12 protein-coding genes are annotated in these 16,291 nt (G+C 44.4%); all 12 read right to left on the bottom strand.

The genetic code is table 11. The annotated features are described in order from the left end of the window. Window positions 1-147: 147 nt before the first annotated feature. Entirely contained in the window at window positions 148-2,358 is a 2,211-nt protein-coding gene (locus QWZ17_RS00310; protein ID WP_290302808.1) for an outer membrane protein assembly factor BamB family protein, read from the bottom strand. A 306-nt stretch (window positions 2,359-2,664) separates the two neighbouring features. Next, entirely contained in the window at window positions 2,665-3,981 is a 1,317-nt protein-coding gene (locus QWZ17_RS00305) for a hypothetical protein (protein ID WP_290302807.1), read from the bottom strand. 285 nt (window positions 3,982-4,266) lie between these two features. Beyond that, window positions 4,267-5,937: an alpha-amylase family protein gene (locus tag QWZ17_RS00300; RefSeq protein WP_290302805.1), complete on the bottom strand. Its 1,671-nt coding sequence runs from the start codon at window positions 5,935-5,937 to the stop codon at window positions 4,267-4,269. Window positions 5,938-6,092: 155 nt separating this feature from the next. Beyond that, window positions 6,093-6,479 (bottom strand): winged helix-turn-helix transcriptional regulator, encoded by a 387-nt coding sequence (locus QWZ17_RS00295; RefSeq protein WP_290302804.1) that lies wholly within the window; start codon window positions 6,477-6,479, stop codon window positions 6,093-6,095. A gap of 211 nt (window positions 6,480-6,690) precedes the next feature. Further along, entirely contained in the window at window positions 6,691-7,992 is a 1,302-nt protein-coding gene (locus tag QWZ17_RS00290; RefSeq protein ID WP_290302803.1) for a sensor histidine kinase, read from the bottom strand. Continuing rightward, window positions 7,976-9,349 carry a sigma-54-dependent transcriptional regulator gene (locus QWZ17_RS00285; protein WP_290302802.1) on the bottom strand — a complete coding sequence of 458 codons (1,374 nt, stop codon included), beginning with the start codon at window positions 9,347-9,349 and terminating at the stop codon, window positions 7,976-7,978. The genes QWZ17_RS00290 and QWZ17_RS00285 overlap by 17 nt, the downstream gene beginning before the upstream one ends. A gap of 235 nt (window positions 9,350-9,584) precedes the next feature. Continuing rightward, window positions 9,585-10,769, bottom strand: a complete 1,185-nt coding sequence (locus tag QWZ17_RS00280; RefSeq protein WP_290302801.1) for an ABC transporter permease — start codon at window positions 10,767-10,769, stop codon at window positions 9,585-9,587. A 25-nt stretch (window positions 10,770-10,794) separates the two neighbouring features. Beyond that, complete coding sequence (locus QWZ17_RS00275; protein WP_290302800.1) at window positions 10,795-12,021, bottom strand: ABC transporter permease; 1,227 nt, start codon at window positions 12,019-12,021, stop codon at window positions 10,795-10,797. Between the two features lie 22 nt (window positions 12,022-12,043). Then, window positions 12,044-12,709 carry an ABC transporter ATP-binding protein gene (locus QWZ17_RS00270; protein WP_290302799.1) on the bottom strand — a complete coding sequence of 222 codons (666 nt, stop codon included), beginning with the start codon at window positions 12,707-12,709 and terminating at the stop codon, window positions 12,044-12,046. A 153-nt stretch (window positions 12,710-12,862) separates the two neighbouring features. Then, window positions 12,863-14,320, bottom strand: coding sequence for a TolC family protein (locus QWZ17_RS00265; RefSeq protein WP_290302798.1), 1,458 nt, complete (start codon window positions 14,318-14,320; stop codon window positions 12,863-12,865). Between the two features lie 48 nt (window positions 14,321-14,368). Further along, window positions 14,369-15,616, bottom strand: a complete 1,248-nt coding sequence (locus tag QWZ17_RS00260) for an efflux RND transporter periplasmic adaptor subunit (RefSeq protein ID WP_290302797.1) — start codon at window positions 15,614-15,616, stop codon at window positions 14,369-14,371. Window positions 15,617-15,926: 310 nt separating this feature from the next. Next, window positions 15,927-16,265: a response regulator transcription factor gene (locus QWZ17_RS00255; RefSeq protein WP_290302796.1), complete on the bottom strand. Its 339-nt coding sequence runs from the start codon at window positions 16,263-16,265 to the stop codon at window positions 15,927-15,929. Window positions 16,266-16,291: the final 26 nt, after the last annotated feature.

The following is a 16,291-nucleotide window of genomic DNA, read 5'->3' as shown; positions in this document are numbered from 1 at the left end:
TCTACTTATATTGATGCTAAAAGGAGCGATATTCCTTATGCTGGTACCAATGAATACTTGTACACAGCTTGCAGTTTAATCAATTTGCAAGCTGTATACTTTTTTATCCATAATAATTTGGCTACATCACCAATCTCATTAATTATTCTATTCCCCCAACCCAAAACAAACATACTCATCGCCAGATTTACTGCCTATTTTACCACCGCCGCACGCTATCACCACGTATTGTTTACCATCAACGCTATAAGTGGCCGGGGTGGCATAGCCTGCTGCCGGGAGTTTGGCTTCCCAAACTACTTTACCTGTTTTTTTATCAAAGGCGCGAATCTTTTCATCCTTAGTAGCTGCTAAAAATACCAGGCCTCCTTTGGTAACCAGCGGACCGCCATATAATTCGGTACCAGTTACCGGAATTCCTTTTTTGGTTAGTTCAGGGTACTCTCCTACGGGAATCTTCCAAAGCAGTTTGCCTGTAGTAAGGTCTACCGCGTTTAGGGTACCCCATGGTGGTTTTATACCTGGATAACCATCTTTATCCAAAAAGCGGTTGTAGCCGGTCATGGTATAAGGTACTTCATCAACCACGTTCTTCTCGGTTTTGGTACTACCTGCGCGATCATTGATAGGTTCTTTGGCTAATGCTTTACCGGCTTTGGCATCAGGCAGTTTTAGTAGGAAAGCCAATAGCGCTTTTTTATCATTGGGGGCGATCTGTTTAAAAGAAGGCATCATGTTACGGCCGCTGGCGATGATCTGACTTAGTTGATCTTCCTTATATTTTTTTCCGATGTTCACCAGTGATGGGTATGACGAGCCGTTACCCTTCAACTCCGGACCGTGGCAGCCTATACAATTTTTGTTATAAATAATTTGCCCATCGCCGGCCAATGAGCCATTGCTGGTTGCTTTAGGTACATCAATCATTACCTGCGCCCAGGGCATTTCAGAACAGCTGATGTACATAATTTTGGTTTCCTGGTCAACAGCGGCACCGCCCCACTCGCCGCCGCCATCAAAGCCGGGGAAAATCCAGCCGCCTTCTTTACTTGGCGGGGTAAACATAATGCGGTTTTTAACATGATTGTATTTATCCAGCATTTCTTTATGCACCTCGGGTGTACGGTCTGTTACATCCTCGGGATTAAACATTTGCCTCGCAAAAGGTTGGGGTAAGGTTGGGATAGGTTGCGTTGGCCATGGTTCCTCGCCGGGCAGGGCTTTTTGAGGTACAGGCGTTTCTACTATCGGGAATACCGGCTGTCCGTTTGTCCTGTCGAACATATAGATGTAGCCAAACTTGGTGATCTGGGCTACAGCATCAATGGTTTTACCGTCGTGCTGAATGGTTATCAGGTTGGGGTTGGCAGGTAAATCGCGGTCCCAAAGATCATGATGCACCACCTGGTAATGCCATTTAAGTTTGCCCGTAGCAGCATCAAGCGCTACCAGCGAATTTGCAAAAAGATTTTTTCCCTTACGGAAGCCGCCATAAAAATCACCGCCTATAGAGCCGGTTGGGATATACACCAAGCCACGCTTTTCATCCAATGCCATACCGGCCCAGCTATTAGCCCCCCCAAATTTCTTATAGGCCGCAGTATCCTGCCAGGTTTCGTAACCTGTTTCGCCCGGATGCGGAATGGTGTGGAAAATCCATCGTAATTTACCTGTACGCACATCATAGGCGCGTATGTGCCCCGGCGCTGCATCGGCAGATTCGGCTACGCGGGTGCCTACAATAAACAGATCTTTATAAACAACGCCGGGCGTGGTACCGGCCACAAATGATTTAGTATCCCTATCCAGGTTTTTAGTTAAATCGATATAGCCATTATGCCCGAATGTTGAGATAAACCCGCCTGTTTGGGCATCTATGGCAAATGTTTTGCTACCCACGCTATAAAAAATTCGTTTTTCGCCGCCATCTTTGTTTTGCCAATAAATAACGCCCCTGCTCACTTTGTAATAAGCCATCGGGTCGCCGCTGTTGGTGGTATCAGCTTTGGCCGGGTCAAATAACCATTTTTGCTCGCCGGTAGCAGCATCCAAAGCGAAAAGTTTCAGTTTAGGGCTGGTGGCGTATAAAATACCATCAACCATAATGGGGTTGCACTGATTTTGGCTTCGGTTGCCCGCATCTTTATCGTGCGTGCTATATGTCCATGCTACTTTAAGCTTGCTAACGTTAGCGAGATTAATTTCTTCATTTGATGAATAGCGGTTGCCTTCTTTTGAACCTGCATAAGCCCCCCATTCGCTATAGGGCTTGTTATTTTTAGCATGCTGCTGCGGATTTTTGCAGGATGCATAAACACACACAATAAAACACATGGCGGTGAGAAACCTGTTATTCATCATAAAAATATATCTGTTATATCAATTGGTTATTGGGCGGCTAAGCTATGCTGAACCTGTTTCTGCATAACACAGTAATGAAGATCATAAGCAAATTGTATGTCATAAATGCTTCTATTAAATCCCCTTGCTAAATGTAGGAATAAAAATAAAACTCCAAACACTCATTGTGTTCACTATACACAATCGTTACATAAATTTAGTAAGCCGCGGTATCTCCATAAAAAATGCCACAGCTTTTAAAACTGTAGCATTATACAAAATATTCGCTGACAGGCTACACCAACGCGCTGTTCTTTGAATAATTTACTTTTGGAGCAATTGGTCGGTTGTTACCTCATTACTTAGCAGTTTACCAAATAGTTCCCAACGTTTGGCAGGATTTTTTGCAGTGCCGCCATTTTTTTCAATGTAGTTTTTCACCATATCCTGTCCGTAGTTATAATTAATTACATAGCTACGGTACTTTTTAATGAAGCTGATAGATTTATTGGCCGTTTCATCATTCATTAAACAATATTTGGTAAGGTAGTTAAGCGCTTTATCCTTACTCATGGTGTTATTGATTAAGCCACGGGCCGCTTCGTTACGGGCATAATTCAGCTCGCCTTTAATGGCGAGGGCTTTAAAATAAAGGTCGATACCGGCAGTATCCAAACCGGCCAGTGGCAACAGTACACTTTTAGCAAACATCACCTTATCGTCGCCAGGGAAAGCGACTTCGATGCCATAATTAGCACTCCCCTCGGCAATTAAACTTTGCGGACTAAACAGCGGATACATCGAAATCTCCACCCAACCTTTTTCATTATAAAGGTGCTTTTCCAATAACATGTTATACACATGGTGTCCCGGGTAACTTTCATGGCTGCCTACGTCAATGGCACGGTCAATAAAAATCTTCAGATCGGTATTGATCTGTACGGTGCTTTGGTATTTGCCTTTGTACCAATTGTAGCCGCTCCATGGTTTATCGGTTACAAACTCCAACGTAAAGTTTTCACCCTTTGGCAGCGTGTAATGTGCCATGGTGCGCTTGCGGGCTTCGGCAATGGCAGCTTTAATTACCGGCTCTAATTTATCTTTGGGGATAATGAATTTATTGGCCAGCTTTTGAAAACGCTCGCTTACCCGGCCTTTGCCCGGCAGGATGCTATCCAGCAGTGCTATCTGCGCTTTAAAATGATCTTCATCATACACCGGCGCTGCAACGCCAAAAAGTTCCTTCGATTCTTCGTCGAAAGGCCTTTCCTCGCCCGAAAAAATGCGGATGCGCCTGCCGAAGGCCACCAGTTGGTTAATCATCCAATCGGCACGCATTTTATTTGAATCTATTTTTGAACTGGTTGAAATAACCTTCAACTCGTTCATTAAAATATTGGTATTGGCCAGCAGGCTATCCTTCGGAAAATCGGCTTTTTTATCAATTACCTGTTTGGGTTTAAGCGAATCGGGACCATAGTAAGCGTCCACAAAATCGCTATCATACTGACCGATAGCGAGGCCAAGTCGCACATACTCAACGGCAAGATTGTTGAGTTTTTTATTTTCCTGCTGTTGCGCCGGATCATGCCCGCATGAGAGTAAAAAAAGTATGGGGGCAAAAAGCAATATCTTCTTCATAGTAAACCAGTCCTGTTCAAACGTAAATGTGGAACAAGATAGTGATTACATTGTTTAATTGTCTGAAATCAGAATTTTCAGAATTTGTCTGAATCAGAATTTACAGAATTTTAGAATTAACAGAATATAAAAGCTGCTCTGCCTTTCCATTTAATTTAAACGGAAGCCAAAGGCTTCTGCCAGTTTTACCCACGAGTTACGATGCGCTAACCTCGCGGGAGTGAGAATTTAAAAGTATTCTGAAAATTCTAAAATTCTGTAAATTCTGATTCAGACAACCTCTCTTTACGCCCAATCAAAATCAACTACCCTACCATTCAACTTCCACTTTTCGGGCAATTTATTGGTTGTCCAATCCAACGGTTCGCCCAAAGGCTGTACTTTGGCGGCCTGGGCAAACGCTTTTTTGATGGCTGCTTTTTGCTCCGGACCGGTTGCTTCGGGCTGGGCCGAAATAAACAGCGGAGCACCGCTTTCGGCAAGTAATTCCAGCCATTGTTTGTTGCGACTCCATGCAATTTTGGTGGTGAGGCCCACGCAATCGCCATCAACAGCATAAAACTTATTATGCTGCGGCAGGCGGAACGCCAGGGTGTTGATGCCCATTTTGCGGGTGCGCTCCCATTCGTTACCGCTGGTATCATCGCCTATACGGCACATTTCAAAAATGCCGGCACTAAGGTGACTCATGGTATTGCAGCCTATTACATAAATACCGTCGCCTGCTGCTTCACGGATGGCACGGTATAGGTCAAGAATGATTTCGGCAGTGGTTCTGCTTCTGTCGGCAAAGTTCCAGCCGGGCGAAGTAATGCTATCCTTCATATCAAATCCCCATCTGCCGGTGATATCATACGTACTGAAATCGTGCTTTACCATCTCAAAACCCCACTCCTTGTAAAAATTAAAGTTGCGTTTAACGCGGGCAATATTTTCGGGGATGGTTGGATCAAGTACCGGGTTTTTAGGATCGTCCCTGCCGGGAATTTTTGGGGCCAGCAAACTGGCTTTTTCATCGTGCCGGGCACAAAGCGGACGCATCCACAAACCGGGGCGCATACCCAACTTTTTGATGGTATCGCCCATCAGGTGCATATCCTTAAACTTGTCGTTGGGCTTGCTAAAATCATCGTTCCAGCCTCCGTCGCCGGGCAACAAGGGTGAGTAGGTAGCCCAGCCCGCGTCAATTACCGAAAATGGCCTGTTATTAGTATCAGTAACCAGCTCGCTCATGGTAGCGGTGGTTTGTTTAATCAGCTCGAAATTATTATTGCCGTAGGCAAAATACCAGTCGTTAATACCATAAATAGGCTGTTTAGGCAAACGTGGCTTTTCGCACATTATGCCGCAAAAACGGTGATCTGTTTGAAAAAGACTTTCGCCGGGCAGGGCATTAGTAGTTACAATATCGGCAGCGTGCAAAGTGCGGTTGCCCAACAATACACCATTACCGCCAGAGTGGGTATCCATAGTTAATTCCAGGCTATCGGCATTTAAGCCCCACCAGCAAATGGTATTGGTACCGGTTTTTACGCCGAAGCAAGAGGTTTGTTTGGTATCATGAATAATTACATACCATGGATTTTTACTGCTGGTGATACCGGTTTTCCATTGTAAGTCGCCGTATGAGCGTTCCCAATGATCGCCAAGAGAAATAGCGGTTGAAGGCACACCATGTTTCCACTTTAACCTCACCGCGTTTAACTGCAGCGTTGGCGATGTTACATACACTCCCTTGCTATTGCTGCCGGCTTTAACCGTAATCTGAATATCTTTATAGCTAAATAAACTGCCATTGGTTCCTTTTAATTTAAACCATTCATCACCAGATTGCGCCCAAACTTCATCGGGAGCGTTCATGATGTGCGCCTGTGCCGATGTGGCATAGGTAAGCCTGCTAAAAATTACCGCGGCGGCTGTGGTAGCCGATAGTTTGAGGAAGTGTCGTCTTTGCATAAGGTATCGTGTTCAATTGGATTTACAACGATACTAAAAGCATTTAGAGATTTAAAATGAAATTTTATCAATAAGCGATTTTATCTTATCAAAACCTGAATCAATCGATTACGAAAAGAAAGTCTACCGATCCAAAAGTCCGCCAGTCCCAAAAGTCAATTGGAACTTCTTCTGCTGGCCATTATCCGTTTGCGGTGTTGTATGCCCCATTTACGCAGTTCGTGAAGCACATCGGTTAACGAGTCGCTGTACTCGGCCAGTTCGTAAATTACGGTAATGGGCTTAGTTTGCTCAACCCTTCTGATCACAAACTCGTTTAGCTCCAGCTCGCGCAATTCTTTAGATAGTATTTTAGGTGTAATATCACCCAGGGCGCGTTGGATATCATTAAAGCGTTGTGGCCCCTCGCGCAAAACCACAATTAAAGGTAACTTCCATTTTCCGTTAAGCACATAAAGGGTATCGCGTACCGCGCCAAGGGCGGCGTTGCAGGCCTCGGGTGTCCGCACCTCCGTTGGGGCAACTAATGTCTCTGATTCCATAAAACGATACTATTGGAAAAGTAAAAATATACATGTTTAACCGGATATTTTTATGATGAAAGGCATCGTTATGTAATTTTTTCTTTTCATCGCTACCGCAAGGCTCTGCCTTGTGGTAGCGATGAAAAGTTTACTATTTGTCGGCGACTTAAACGCGGGCCACAAGGCAGAGCCTTGCGGCAGCGGAAAGTGGCGTCGTCATCGGTACCTATCACCCCAACCAAATTCCAAACTCCGTTTGTCCCGCCGCTACCGTTTTTAAGCTAAACTCGTAGCCATGGTTTAGCAAAATCTCCCTTGTTAGCGTTAAGCCTATCCCCTGTCCGTCTTTTTTGGTGCTGAAGAATGGCGAGAACAGGTTGGCACTTTGTTCGGCGCTGATGCCTTTACCGGTATCAGTTATCGTGAGTTTTCTTTCTTTGGGGGTAAAACTGAACTTAACGGTTCCTTTGACTTCAATGGCTTCGATGGCGTTTTTTACAATATTGAGCAAGGCCTGCTCCAATTGCTGTTCGTCGGCCGTAATGTTAATAGCATCACCAGGTAAATTAAACTCGAAGCTTACATTTTTTTCCTCGCCTTTGATGGCCATCAGTTTGGCAACTGAGGCGATCAATTTTTGCAGTACTATAGGTTGTTTGTTGGCAGGCGGCAGTTTTACCAAATCGGCAAAGTTGCGCATAAACAGGTTTAGGTTTTGGTTACGATCCATAGCTACCTGTAGGGCATCTTTCAACACGTCAAAACCATGACCTTCCCAAAGCTGGTCGGTTTTCATGGCCGATTGCATAATGGAATTTACCGGACCAATGGTGTTGTTCACCTCATGCGCCATCATCCGTATCACCTTGCCATAAACCTTTTTCTCGGCCGCCAGTATCTCGGCCGTCAAATCCTCTATCATAATAAAATGGCGCGAAAATCCCCTATCTACAAAATGCGATTTTTGGAGTTTGTAGGAACTTACCCCATCTAACTTAACCACCGTAGTGTCACCCGATTTTAGGGTTCTAATCTGTTCAATCAGGGGATGCGCCACGTCATATACCAAGTATCCATTCAGATATTCTTCTGTAACACCCAGCAATTGCAGAGCTTTGGGATTTACCTGCTGAATCCTGTCGTCAAAATCAAGAATGATGATGCCCGTTGGCGAGGTAAAGATCAGCTTTTCTAAAAAGAAATGCTGCTGCTCCTGTCTTGTCCGTTCGGTTCTTAGCTCGTCCATCATTTGGTTATAAACATCAATCAGCGTGTCAATCTCGTGCTTGCCGGTGGGTAAAAATTTAACATTAAAATCCTTGTCTTTTATAGCCTCAACACCCTGCATCAATAGCCTTAAGGGATTTATCAGCTGGCGATAAAGCTGCACGGCTACGGCTATGGAAATCAGCACAAAAGCTTCCGAAGCGATGAACCAGATTTTATTTTCCTCGAATATAAAGTAGGTGAGCACCAGGGTAACCAGGTGCAGTATTACAACAAATAAAACATATTTAGTCCTCAGCTTCATCGTATGGTATCTGGTACTTTTCTAACCGCCGGTATAGGGCGCTTCGCGTGAGGCCCAGGGCCGCCGCCGCACGGCTTATCTTATTTTTATGGTGATCGAGCGCGCGTTTTATCATTTCTACCTCAACCTCCTCTAAAGTTAAAGTCCCCACTCCAGGTAATTGCATGTTTCCTTTTTTAACCGGCGATAGCTCCAGCTGCGACCGGAAATCATCTATCCCCAGCTCATCCTTTTTACTCACCAAAATTGACCGCTCTACCAAATTTTTTAACTGGCGGATATTACCTGGTAAAGGTAATTGCTGCAGCCATTTCATAGCAGATGGCGCAACCGATAATTTAGGGCGATTATAGATCTCCTTTAAATTATTAATAAAAAAAGTGACCAATAAAGGGATGTCCTTTGGCCGCTCGCGCAGGGCGGGCAGGTAAACGGTAATGAGGTTGATGCGATATAACAAATCTTCCCTGAAAGTACCACGCGATACCATATCGTTCAGGTTTTTGTTGGTAGCGCACACAACGCGGGTATCCAGTGTTTTGGTACGACTGCTGCCCAGCATTTCATAAGTTCTATCCTGCAATACCCGCAGCAGTTTCACCTGGCTGCTGGCATCAAGATCGCCAATTTCATCTAAAAAAATGGTGCCCTTATTCGCCATTTCAAACCGGCCAATCCGGTCAAATCGCGCATCGGTAAAAGCCCCCCGAATGTGGCCAAACATTTCACTTTCAAATAGCGAGGTGGAGATTCCGCCCAAATTCACTTTGATGAACGGTTTATTGCGGCGCAGGCTGTTTTGATGAATGGCCTCGGCAATCAATTCTTTACCGGTACCACTTTCTCCCATGATCAGGATAGAGGCATCCGTTGTAGCCACCCGGCCAATGGTTTCTAAAATATCCAGCATTTTAGGGTCTTCACCTATAATATGCTGAAAGTTGTAGCTTTTATCTAATTGCTTGCGGGTGCGATGCTCGGTTTTTTTATCCTGCAAATCAAGCAATGTTTTAACCGATTGTACCAGGTGTTCATTGCTCCAGGGTTTATTGATAAAATCATTGGCACCTAACTTCATACCTTTCACCGCAAGCTCAATGCTACCCCAGCCGGTTATCAATATCACGGGGATAGCGCTGTTAAGCTGTTTGATTTTACCGAGCAAATCCATACCTTCCCTACCCGATGTATCTATCGAAAAATTAAGGTCGAGGATGATCAGCTCGGGCGCGTTTTTCTTAATGATCTTTAACGCTTCGGCAGGGTTTTCTGTAGATGTAGCATCATAACCCTCGCTTTTGAGCAAGAGTAACAGCGAAGTGCGTACAGCAATATCATCATCAATAACCAGTATCATAAGTGCAGGTAATATCGTAATTAGTTAAAAGTATTAAGCGATGAGATTGGAGATATTTTCCCAAGGGACGACTCACCCCGACATCGCTACGCTCGTCTGCCCCTCTCTCCGACTTCGTCGCATAGAGGGGCGAGAAGATTTTTGTTTTACTCAGCCCTCTTTGCGGCTTTAGCCGGAGAGAGGGCGGTCCAGCGAAGCGTCGACCGGGTGAGTCATATCCGCTATACCGGTTCTCCTACTCCTCATGCAAAGCCACCGCCGGGTAAATTGCCGCCGCCTGCCTGCCCGGATAAAGCGAACAAACCAGCACCAGCAGGTAAACAAATATAATAGCCAGCAGCATACCGGTAATGTAAACATGCGCCGCCAGGTCAAAAACATTCAGTAACGGAAACTGGATAGCAAAAAACGACCCGATAATCAGCGATAATGTAGCCAATATCATCGATTCTGTCACCAATTGCGATGATACCGAATTGCCCGTGGCTCCTATCGCCCTGCGTAAACCTATCTCGCCCCTGCGTTTATTGATATTGTACCAGAGCACCCCAAACAAACCGAGAGCAACGTTGATGATCAAAAAACAGCTAACTATAGATAACACAATCATGGGAATCACCGCGAAGTAATTTGTATCCTTCAACTTATTGGTTAAATGCTCAATTTCAATGTTAGAGCTTTTCATGTAATTGGCCATGGTTTTGTACAACTTGCCTTCAAAGGCAGCATCAGCACCGGGACTTACCCTAACCAATATTTTGCTTAACCAACGGAATGAACCGGTATCTGCACGGTAGTAAATACCCGGCCCAGGTTTTACGTAATCGCCGTTGCGTTTAATGGTTTGGATTACGCCAACTACCCTTAGTTTATTTTTATCGTCATAATCCCCTATAAACTTACCAACTGCCTGCCCATTTCCAAAAGTGGCCTCCTTTAAATCGGCATCAATAACTACAGACCGGTATTTGGTTGTAGCATCCTGCTTATTAAACCAGCGACCTTCCAAAACATCAACCTGCAGGGCGTCTTTGTACCCGTCTTCTGTGGTAAAATTGTTTACCCCGTTTATGTGTTTGCCTTTAAAAGTTAAACCGCCATTGTTAATTTGTTGCGAAAACGGCGTATTGCCGCTCACAAAACTCAACTCTTTTACCTGGGGCAGGGCTTTAATGGTTTGCCTTAAGGTTTCGTAATACAAATTCAGCGAGTCGGTATTTTTAGTTTGATAGGAGTTATTGATATTGATAACCCAAACATCCTGGTATTTGATCCCCATGGGCTTTTTATAGTTATCATAGTAATAAAACATCAGCGTAAACACCGCGAAGAGTACCAGGAAGGATACCAGCATCTCGGTCATGAGCAAAAAGTTTTGCTTCTTTTTGTTCCAGATGAGTTTAAATAAATGCTTGAACATAATATTTTTATTTAGTGATGAATAATTATTGAGCCTTGAGCGCCGTAACCACATTGAGTTTCGACATGCGCCAGGCCGGGTACACACCCGATAGAAAACCAAAAACAAGGCACACCAACAGGGCTATAAACAATACCGTAAAATTGATACTCAGCTGTAGATTGGCAATCAAATCGGCGTTGTTAATTACGGCGAGGACAATTACAGATAATATGGTACCGATGATGCCGCCCAATAGGGTAAGGATCAGGTTTTCGACGATGAACTGATACACCAGTGTTTTTGACGATGCGCCAAACGCTTTGCGCACGCCAATTTCTGACGATCGTTCCATAATGCGCGTAATATTGATATTCACCAGGTTTAGCGTGGGCAACAGCATAAATATGAATACGAAAATGCTAATGGCTGTAACCACGATGAACACACCAGAGGTACCTTCATTACCGGTATCAACGTAACTACTAAAAAAAGTATTAGCGTGGCTGTACAAATGCTGAAAGTCTTTACTTTCAACCGGTACCCGTTTCATCAGGTTCTCGTATTCGGCCTGCATTTTAGGAACATCATCTTTGTTAGCAGCCATCAACACGCCCATGTAGCCGCCGCCATAACTTTTGCTTTTATAATCGGCTTTTGATGTGGTGTAGGGCATATAGATATCGCTAAAAAACATGTAACTGGTTACAGGCACATTTTTAACAACACCTATTACCCTGTAACTTACGTTATCGGCCTCAAAATACTTACCTACCACCGGGCCCGCATCGCCGAAATATTGCTTCTTCATATCTTCCGATATAATGACCACCCGATCGGCATTATCTACCTGCTGTTTGTTAAATGGCTTGCCTTCGGTAAAATCGTAATCCATTACATCCCAGTACTCCGCGTTGGTGTACTTGTAACTTACAGCTATCTTTTTGTTGTTTACATAGGTATTGGTACCGCTAAAGCCCGATGATATGGCAACTTTAACCGGTGTTTTCATCATGGCGGTATAATGGCTCAGGAAATAGTAAGATAGCGTGCCCGAGTTCATGTTATCTTTTCCCTTTTGTTCAATGCGGTTAACGTACAGTAACCTGTCCCGCTTTTTATCCGGGTAATTATCGCCTGCCACCTTATCAATAAAAGCGGTTAACACCATCAAAATGGTAAGCGTGAAGCTGATGCCGAACAGGCTGATGAAGGTGAAAAACTTTCTCCGCTTCAGCACCGCTATGGCTATTTTAAAATAATTTTTTAGCATGATCTTAATTTTTAGCGGTTAATTATTGCACCTGCGAACCATCAAATAAACGCACCAGCCGGTGGGTTTTGTGAGCCATGTTTTCATCGTGCGTTACCATTACTATGGTGGTACCTTCGTTACGGTTAAGGTTAATGAGGATATCCATAATCTCGTTACCCATGGCGCTATCCAGGTTACCGGTAGGCTCATCGGCCAAAATAATATCCGGTCGGCCAACTATAGCGCGGGCGATGGCTACGCGTTGTCTTTGTCCGCCTGATAGCTGCGTTGGGAAGTGTTTAACCCGGTTGGCCAGGCCAACTTTTTCCAAAGCCTCGGTAGCCAGCATTTTGCGCTCTTTGGCGGTGGTATCGCGGTAAAGCAATGGTAACTCAACATTGTCAAGCACCTGCAGATCATTAATGAGGTGGTAGCTTTGGAAGATAAAGCCCAGTGTTTTATTCCTGAACTGCGCCAGTTGTTTATCGTTCAGGTTTTCGGTGGCCTTATCAGCTATTTTAATACTCCCTTTTGATGGCACATCCAGCAGACCCATAATATTAAGCAGCGTGCTTTTGCCACAGCCCGAAGGCCCCATAATGGACAAAAATTCGCCTTTGGCTACATCAAGGCTTACGCTATTCAAGGCCAGGGTTTCTATAGTATCGGTACGATACACTTTTTCGATGTTTTGTAAACGGATCATATTTGTGAGTGGTGAGCAGTGAGTGAATTATTGAATTATTGAATTATTGAATTATTGAATTATTGAATTATTGAATTATTGAATTTCTATTTTTTATTTATTTGAAGCGACAAGCTTTTTTGAATTTTGACTTTTGAATTTTGACTTATAAACCTATTGATAAGTAATTTTTTTGTTTGTTTCAAAATCATATAATGACAGATACCTTAACTGATAGTAGGCTCCCCAAAAATCGCGGAGGGAACTTACGTAGTCGCGTTTGGCCTGGTCGTTTTCACGGAAGGCGATGCCGAGGTCGGTGATGCTCAGGTCGCCTAATACGTAGCGTTCGCGGGCTATCTGGTACTTTTCTGATGCTATGCTGTCGGCTTCGGCGGTATATACCAGCTGCTCTTTCATCACATTAAACAGCGATACCTGGGTTACTATTTGCTGTTTAAAGGTTTGCTTATCCTGCTCAACCGCATATTCGGTAAATTGCTGATTGGCCAAAGCCGTTTTAGTGCGCGATTGCGAGCGGCCCCAATCCAGTATCGGTATGGCCAACTGCACCTGTAATACCTGCTGATTTTGCGGATTTTTATAAACACCTGGAATATTGGTAGAGGTACCCGAATACCCAAGGTTGGCGTTAAGCGTAGCAGTTAGTCCGTTTTGCCCTTTTGCTTTAGCTACATCCCTTTTTGCTTCGGCCACACGGCGTAAAAAAGCGATGGCGTCTGATCTGTTGGCAAAAGCTTCAGCGAGTACTTTATCCGATGATACCTGCATCTGGCTAATGTTTTCGGGCACTACCAATACAATCTGGTTTTCGCCCTCCTGCCCGGTATAGCTGCGGAGGTTTAGCGTAGCAATTTCCATATCGCGTTTGGCTGTACCAACCGCCTTTTTGGCGTTGATCTGTTCCAATTGCAATTGTAGTATCTCATTTTTGGATACTTTCCCCAATTCAAATTTTGTATTAGCAATAGCCATGATCTTTTGGGTATTGGTATAATTGGTTTCTGCAATTTTAAGGTTCACCTGGGCCAGCAACAGGTCGAAGAAAAAACCTTCTACATCAATAGCTATTTTTTCCTGGGCTTCAATGTAGGCCTGTTTGCTTTCGTTGTATTTTAAGGGTTCTATCCGCTTGTCCCATTTTAAGCTATTGAACTGGAACAGCGGCTGGGTGTAGCCGATGCCATAAGGGATACCGTTGTACAGGATGTTGTGCCTGTCAAAATCATCAAAGCGCTGCAGTTGTGTAGTACCATAAATAGTGCCGCCGGTAGCGGTAATACTCTGACTAAAATTAAGCGCCAGCGATGAATTGTCGTTATGCACCGGCTGAAACTGAATAGTGCCATCGGGCTGTTGTACCTGGGTAAATGATTTGGTATACCCCGGCAAAATACCGCTTAAGGATAGCTGTGGCTGATAATTTGATTTAAACGTGCGATACTCCCAATATTTGGTCTCACGCACCGTAGCGGCCTGTTTGGCGGCTATGGAGTTAGCTTTTGCCATCTCCACCACCTGAGCCAGCGTAAGCCGCAAGGTATCGTTGCTACCTGCCGCAAAACTGCTTGAGCAAATGGTTAGGAGTAATATGATGTATAAAAGTTTCATTTACTTTTCCTTTTAAAGCCCTCTCCTTTGGAGAGGGTTGGGTGAGGCTCAATTTGTTACCGTAACTTCCTTCGAATTCTTATACTCATTCATATCAGATGTAATCACCACGTCGCCGGGTTTTACGCCATCCTGAATCTCTACATAATCAAAATTGGTAAGGCCGATGTGTACTGTTCTGCGTTCAGCTTTATTACCATTCAGCACAAAAATATCCTGCACAGTTGGGCCTTTAAATGCGGGACCATTAGCTACCCGCATGATCTTGCTATGGGTAGCCGTCACCAAAAACACATCTACTTTAAGGTTGGGACGTAAAATTTTGTTAGCACGGTCATCCAGCTGAATATCAAAAGAAATAATACTGTTTTGTACCGACGGGGATACGTTGGTTACGTGGCCGCGCAGTTGGATGTCATTAATCCGCACCACTACCGGGATACCGCTATGCAGCTGATCCATCGAATTATCAGAGATACTGCCCTGCACTTTAAAGCTGCCCAGATCTGCAATGCGGGCAAGGGTTTCGCCTTCATGAATGTTGGCACCAATGTTTTTGTTAACATAGGTGATTACGCCGGCGCGGGTGGCCACCACGTTTGCTAAATCGAGTTTGCGTTTCAGGGCTTTCAAATCGCTTTCCTGTATGTCGGCAGCAATCTGGGCTTCTTTAATCTCAATCTGCATGGTTTGCTGCTTGTTTTTGATCTCATTTTCAAGCTGCTTCTTTTCAAGCTGAGCCACTTTAAGATTTAGTTCGGCCTGTTCAATGCCTTCGCGGGTACCGCCCCCTGCTTTGTACAGGCGTTTGGCATTTTCAACGGCATCGGCAAGGTTGCTGATGCGTAGTTGTTTAATATCGTTGTTTGATTGGATATCGTAAAAGCTTTTAGCAAGGTCGAGTTTTAGTTTAGCAATCTCGTTGCGCTTTGATTCGAGGGTAAAATTGAGCTTATCGTATTCGGTTTGAGTGGCCGATCTGTCAAGGGTAATAAGCGACTGGCCTGGTTTTACTTTATTGCCCGCATCCATTAAGGCTTTTTGGATAGAAGCATTAATAGGGCTGGTAATAATCTCTTCAAACTCGGGCAAAACTTCGCCTGTGGCGTTTAGGGTGTTCTCTATATTGCCAACCTCAACGGTGGCGGTTGTAATGTCTGCTTTTTTAATGCTCGATTTAATAAATCCCCGAAGCATAAACACCGCCAGCCCCAAAGCCGCGATGGTTATGACAGCTATCACCGCGCCTTTCTTTCTCTTTTGCGATGTAACTTCGAGTGTAATTTCCTTATCCATTGTGATATAAATTTGCAAGGAGTTTTGCAAGAGCTATACCAATATCAAGTTGTTTATTTACAGATAATTATGTAATTTTAATTTTGAAAAAGTGATCGATATCGGACAGAAGGTTTGAAAATGGGGTGGTTTAGAGGGGATGGACATTAATAAAAAAAAGGAAAGGAATGGCGAGGGCAAGCGCGAATCCCCTCTTGAGAGGGGCGGAGGGGTGTGTTCCTCTGCTGAGGCTTAAACGCTGATCAACACACCCCTGCTCACGCGCAGTTCCATCGCGCCCCCTCTCAAGAGGGGATTTGTATTTTCTCTTTTACAACAACTTCTTTATCTTCCCTAAAAGGTCATCTATTTCAAAGGGTTTAGCCAGGAAGTCATCGGCGCCGGCCTCAAATGCCGAATTTTCAATATCCCTGCTGGCCGAGATCATGATTATAGGGATACCCTTGGTATCGGCACGGTGTTTTAACTCGCGGCAAATGTCACGCCCGTCTGAGCCCGACATCCAGATGTCAAGCAAAAGCAGGTCTGGAAATTCAGACGTCATATCCAGCACCGTCGCGCCATTTACTGTCGACGATACTTCGTATCCCTCAAAATCTAAAATAATTTCAACTGCATCCACAATTCCCGGATCATCGTCCGCAATCATGATCTTTTTTACATTTCCCAATCTAT

It is taken from the genome of Mucilaginibacter flavus (assembly GCF_030409315.1).
In the GTDB taxonomy this organism is placed as follows: Bacteria; Bacteroidota; Bacteroidia; order Sphingobacteriales; family Sphingobacteriaceae; genus Mucilaginibacter; species Mucilaginibacter flavus.
This window is presented reverse-complemented; position numbering and strand designations above follow the sequence as displayed.

Coding starts and splice junctions, on each gene's coding strand:
- QWZ17_RS00310 (WP_290302808.1), bottom strand. CDS start 2,358: ATGAATAACAGGTTTCTCACCGCCATGTGTTTTATTGTGTGTGTTTAT.
- QWZ17_RS00305 (WP_290302807.1), bottom strand. CDS start 3,981: ATGAAGAAGATATTGCTTTTTGCCCCCATACTTTTTTTACTCTCATGC.
- QWZ17_RS00300 (WP_290302805.1), bottom strand. CDS start 5,937: ATGCAAAGACGACACTTCCTCAAACTATCGGCTACCACAGCCGCCGCG.
- QWZ17_RS00295 (WP_290302804.1), bottom strand. CDS start 6,479: ATGGAATCAGAGACATTAGTTGCCCCAACGGAGGTGCGGACACCCGAG.
- QWZ17_RS00290 (WP_290302803.1), bottom strand. CDS start 7,992: ATGAAGCTGAGGACTAAATATGTTTTATTTGTTGTAATACTGCACCTG.
- QWZ17_RS00285 (WP_290302802.1), bottom strand. CDS start 9,349: ATGATACTGGTTATTGATGATGATATTGCTGTACGCACTTCGCTGTTA.
- QWZ17_RS00280 (WP_290302801.1), bottom strand. CDS start 10,769: ATGTTCAAGCATTTATTTAAACTCATCTGGAACAAAAAGAAGCAAAAC.
- QWZ17_RS00275 (WP_290302800.1), bottom strand. CDS start 12,021: ATGCTAAAAAATTATTTTAAAATAGCCATAGCGGTGCTGAAGCGGAGA.
- QWZ17_RS00270 (WP_290302799.1), bottom strand. CDS start 12,709: ATGATCCGTTTACAAAACATCGAAAAAGTGTATCGTACCGATACTATA.
- QWZ17_RS00265 (WP_290302798.1), bottom strand. CDS start 14,320: ATGAAACTTTTATACATCATATTACTCCTAACCATTTGCTCAAGCAGT.
- QWZ17_RS00260 (WP_290302797.1), bottom strand. CDS start 15,616: ATGGATAAGGAAATTACACTCGAAGTTACATCGCAAAAGAGAAAGAAA.
- QWZ17_RS00255 (WP_290302796.1), bottom strand. CDS start 16,265: ATGATTGCGGACGATGATCCGGGAATTGTGGATGCAGTTGAAATTATT.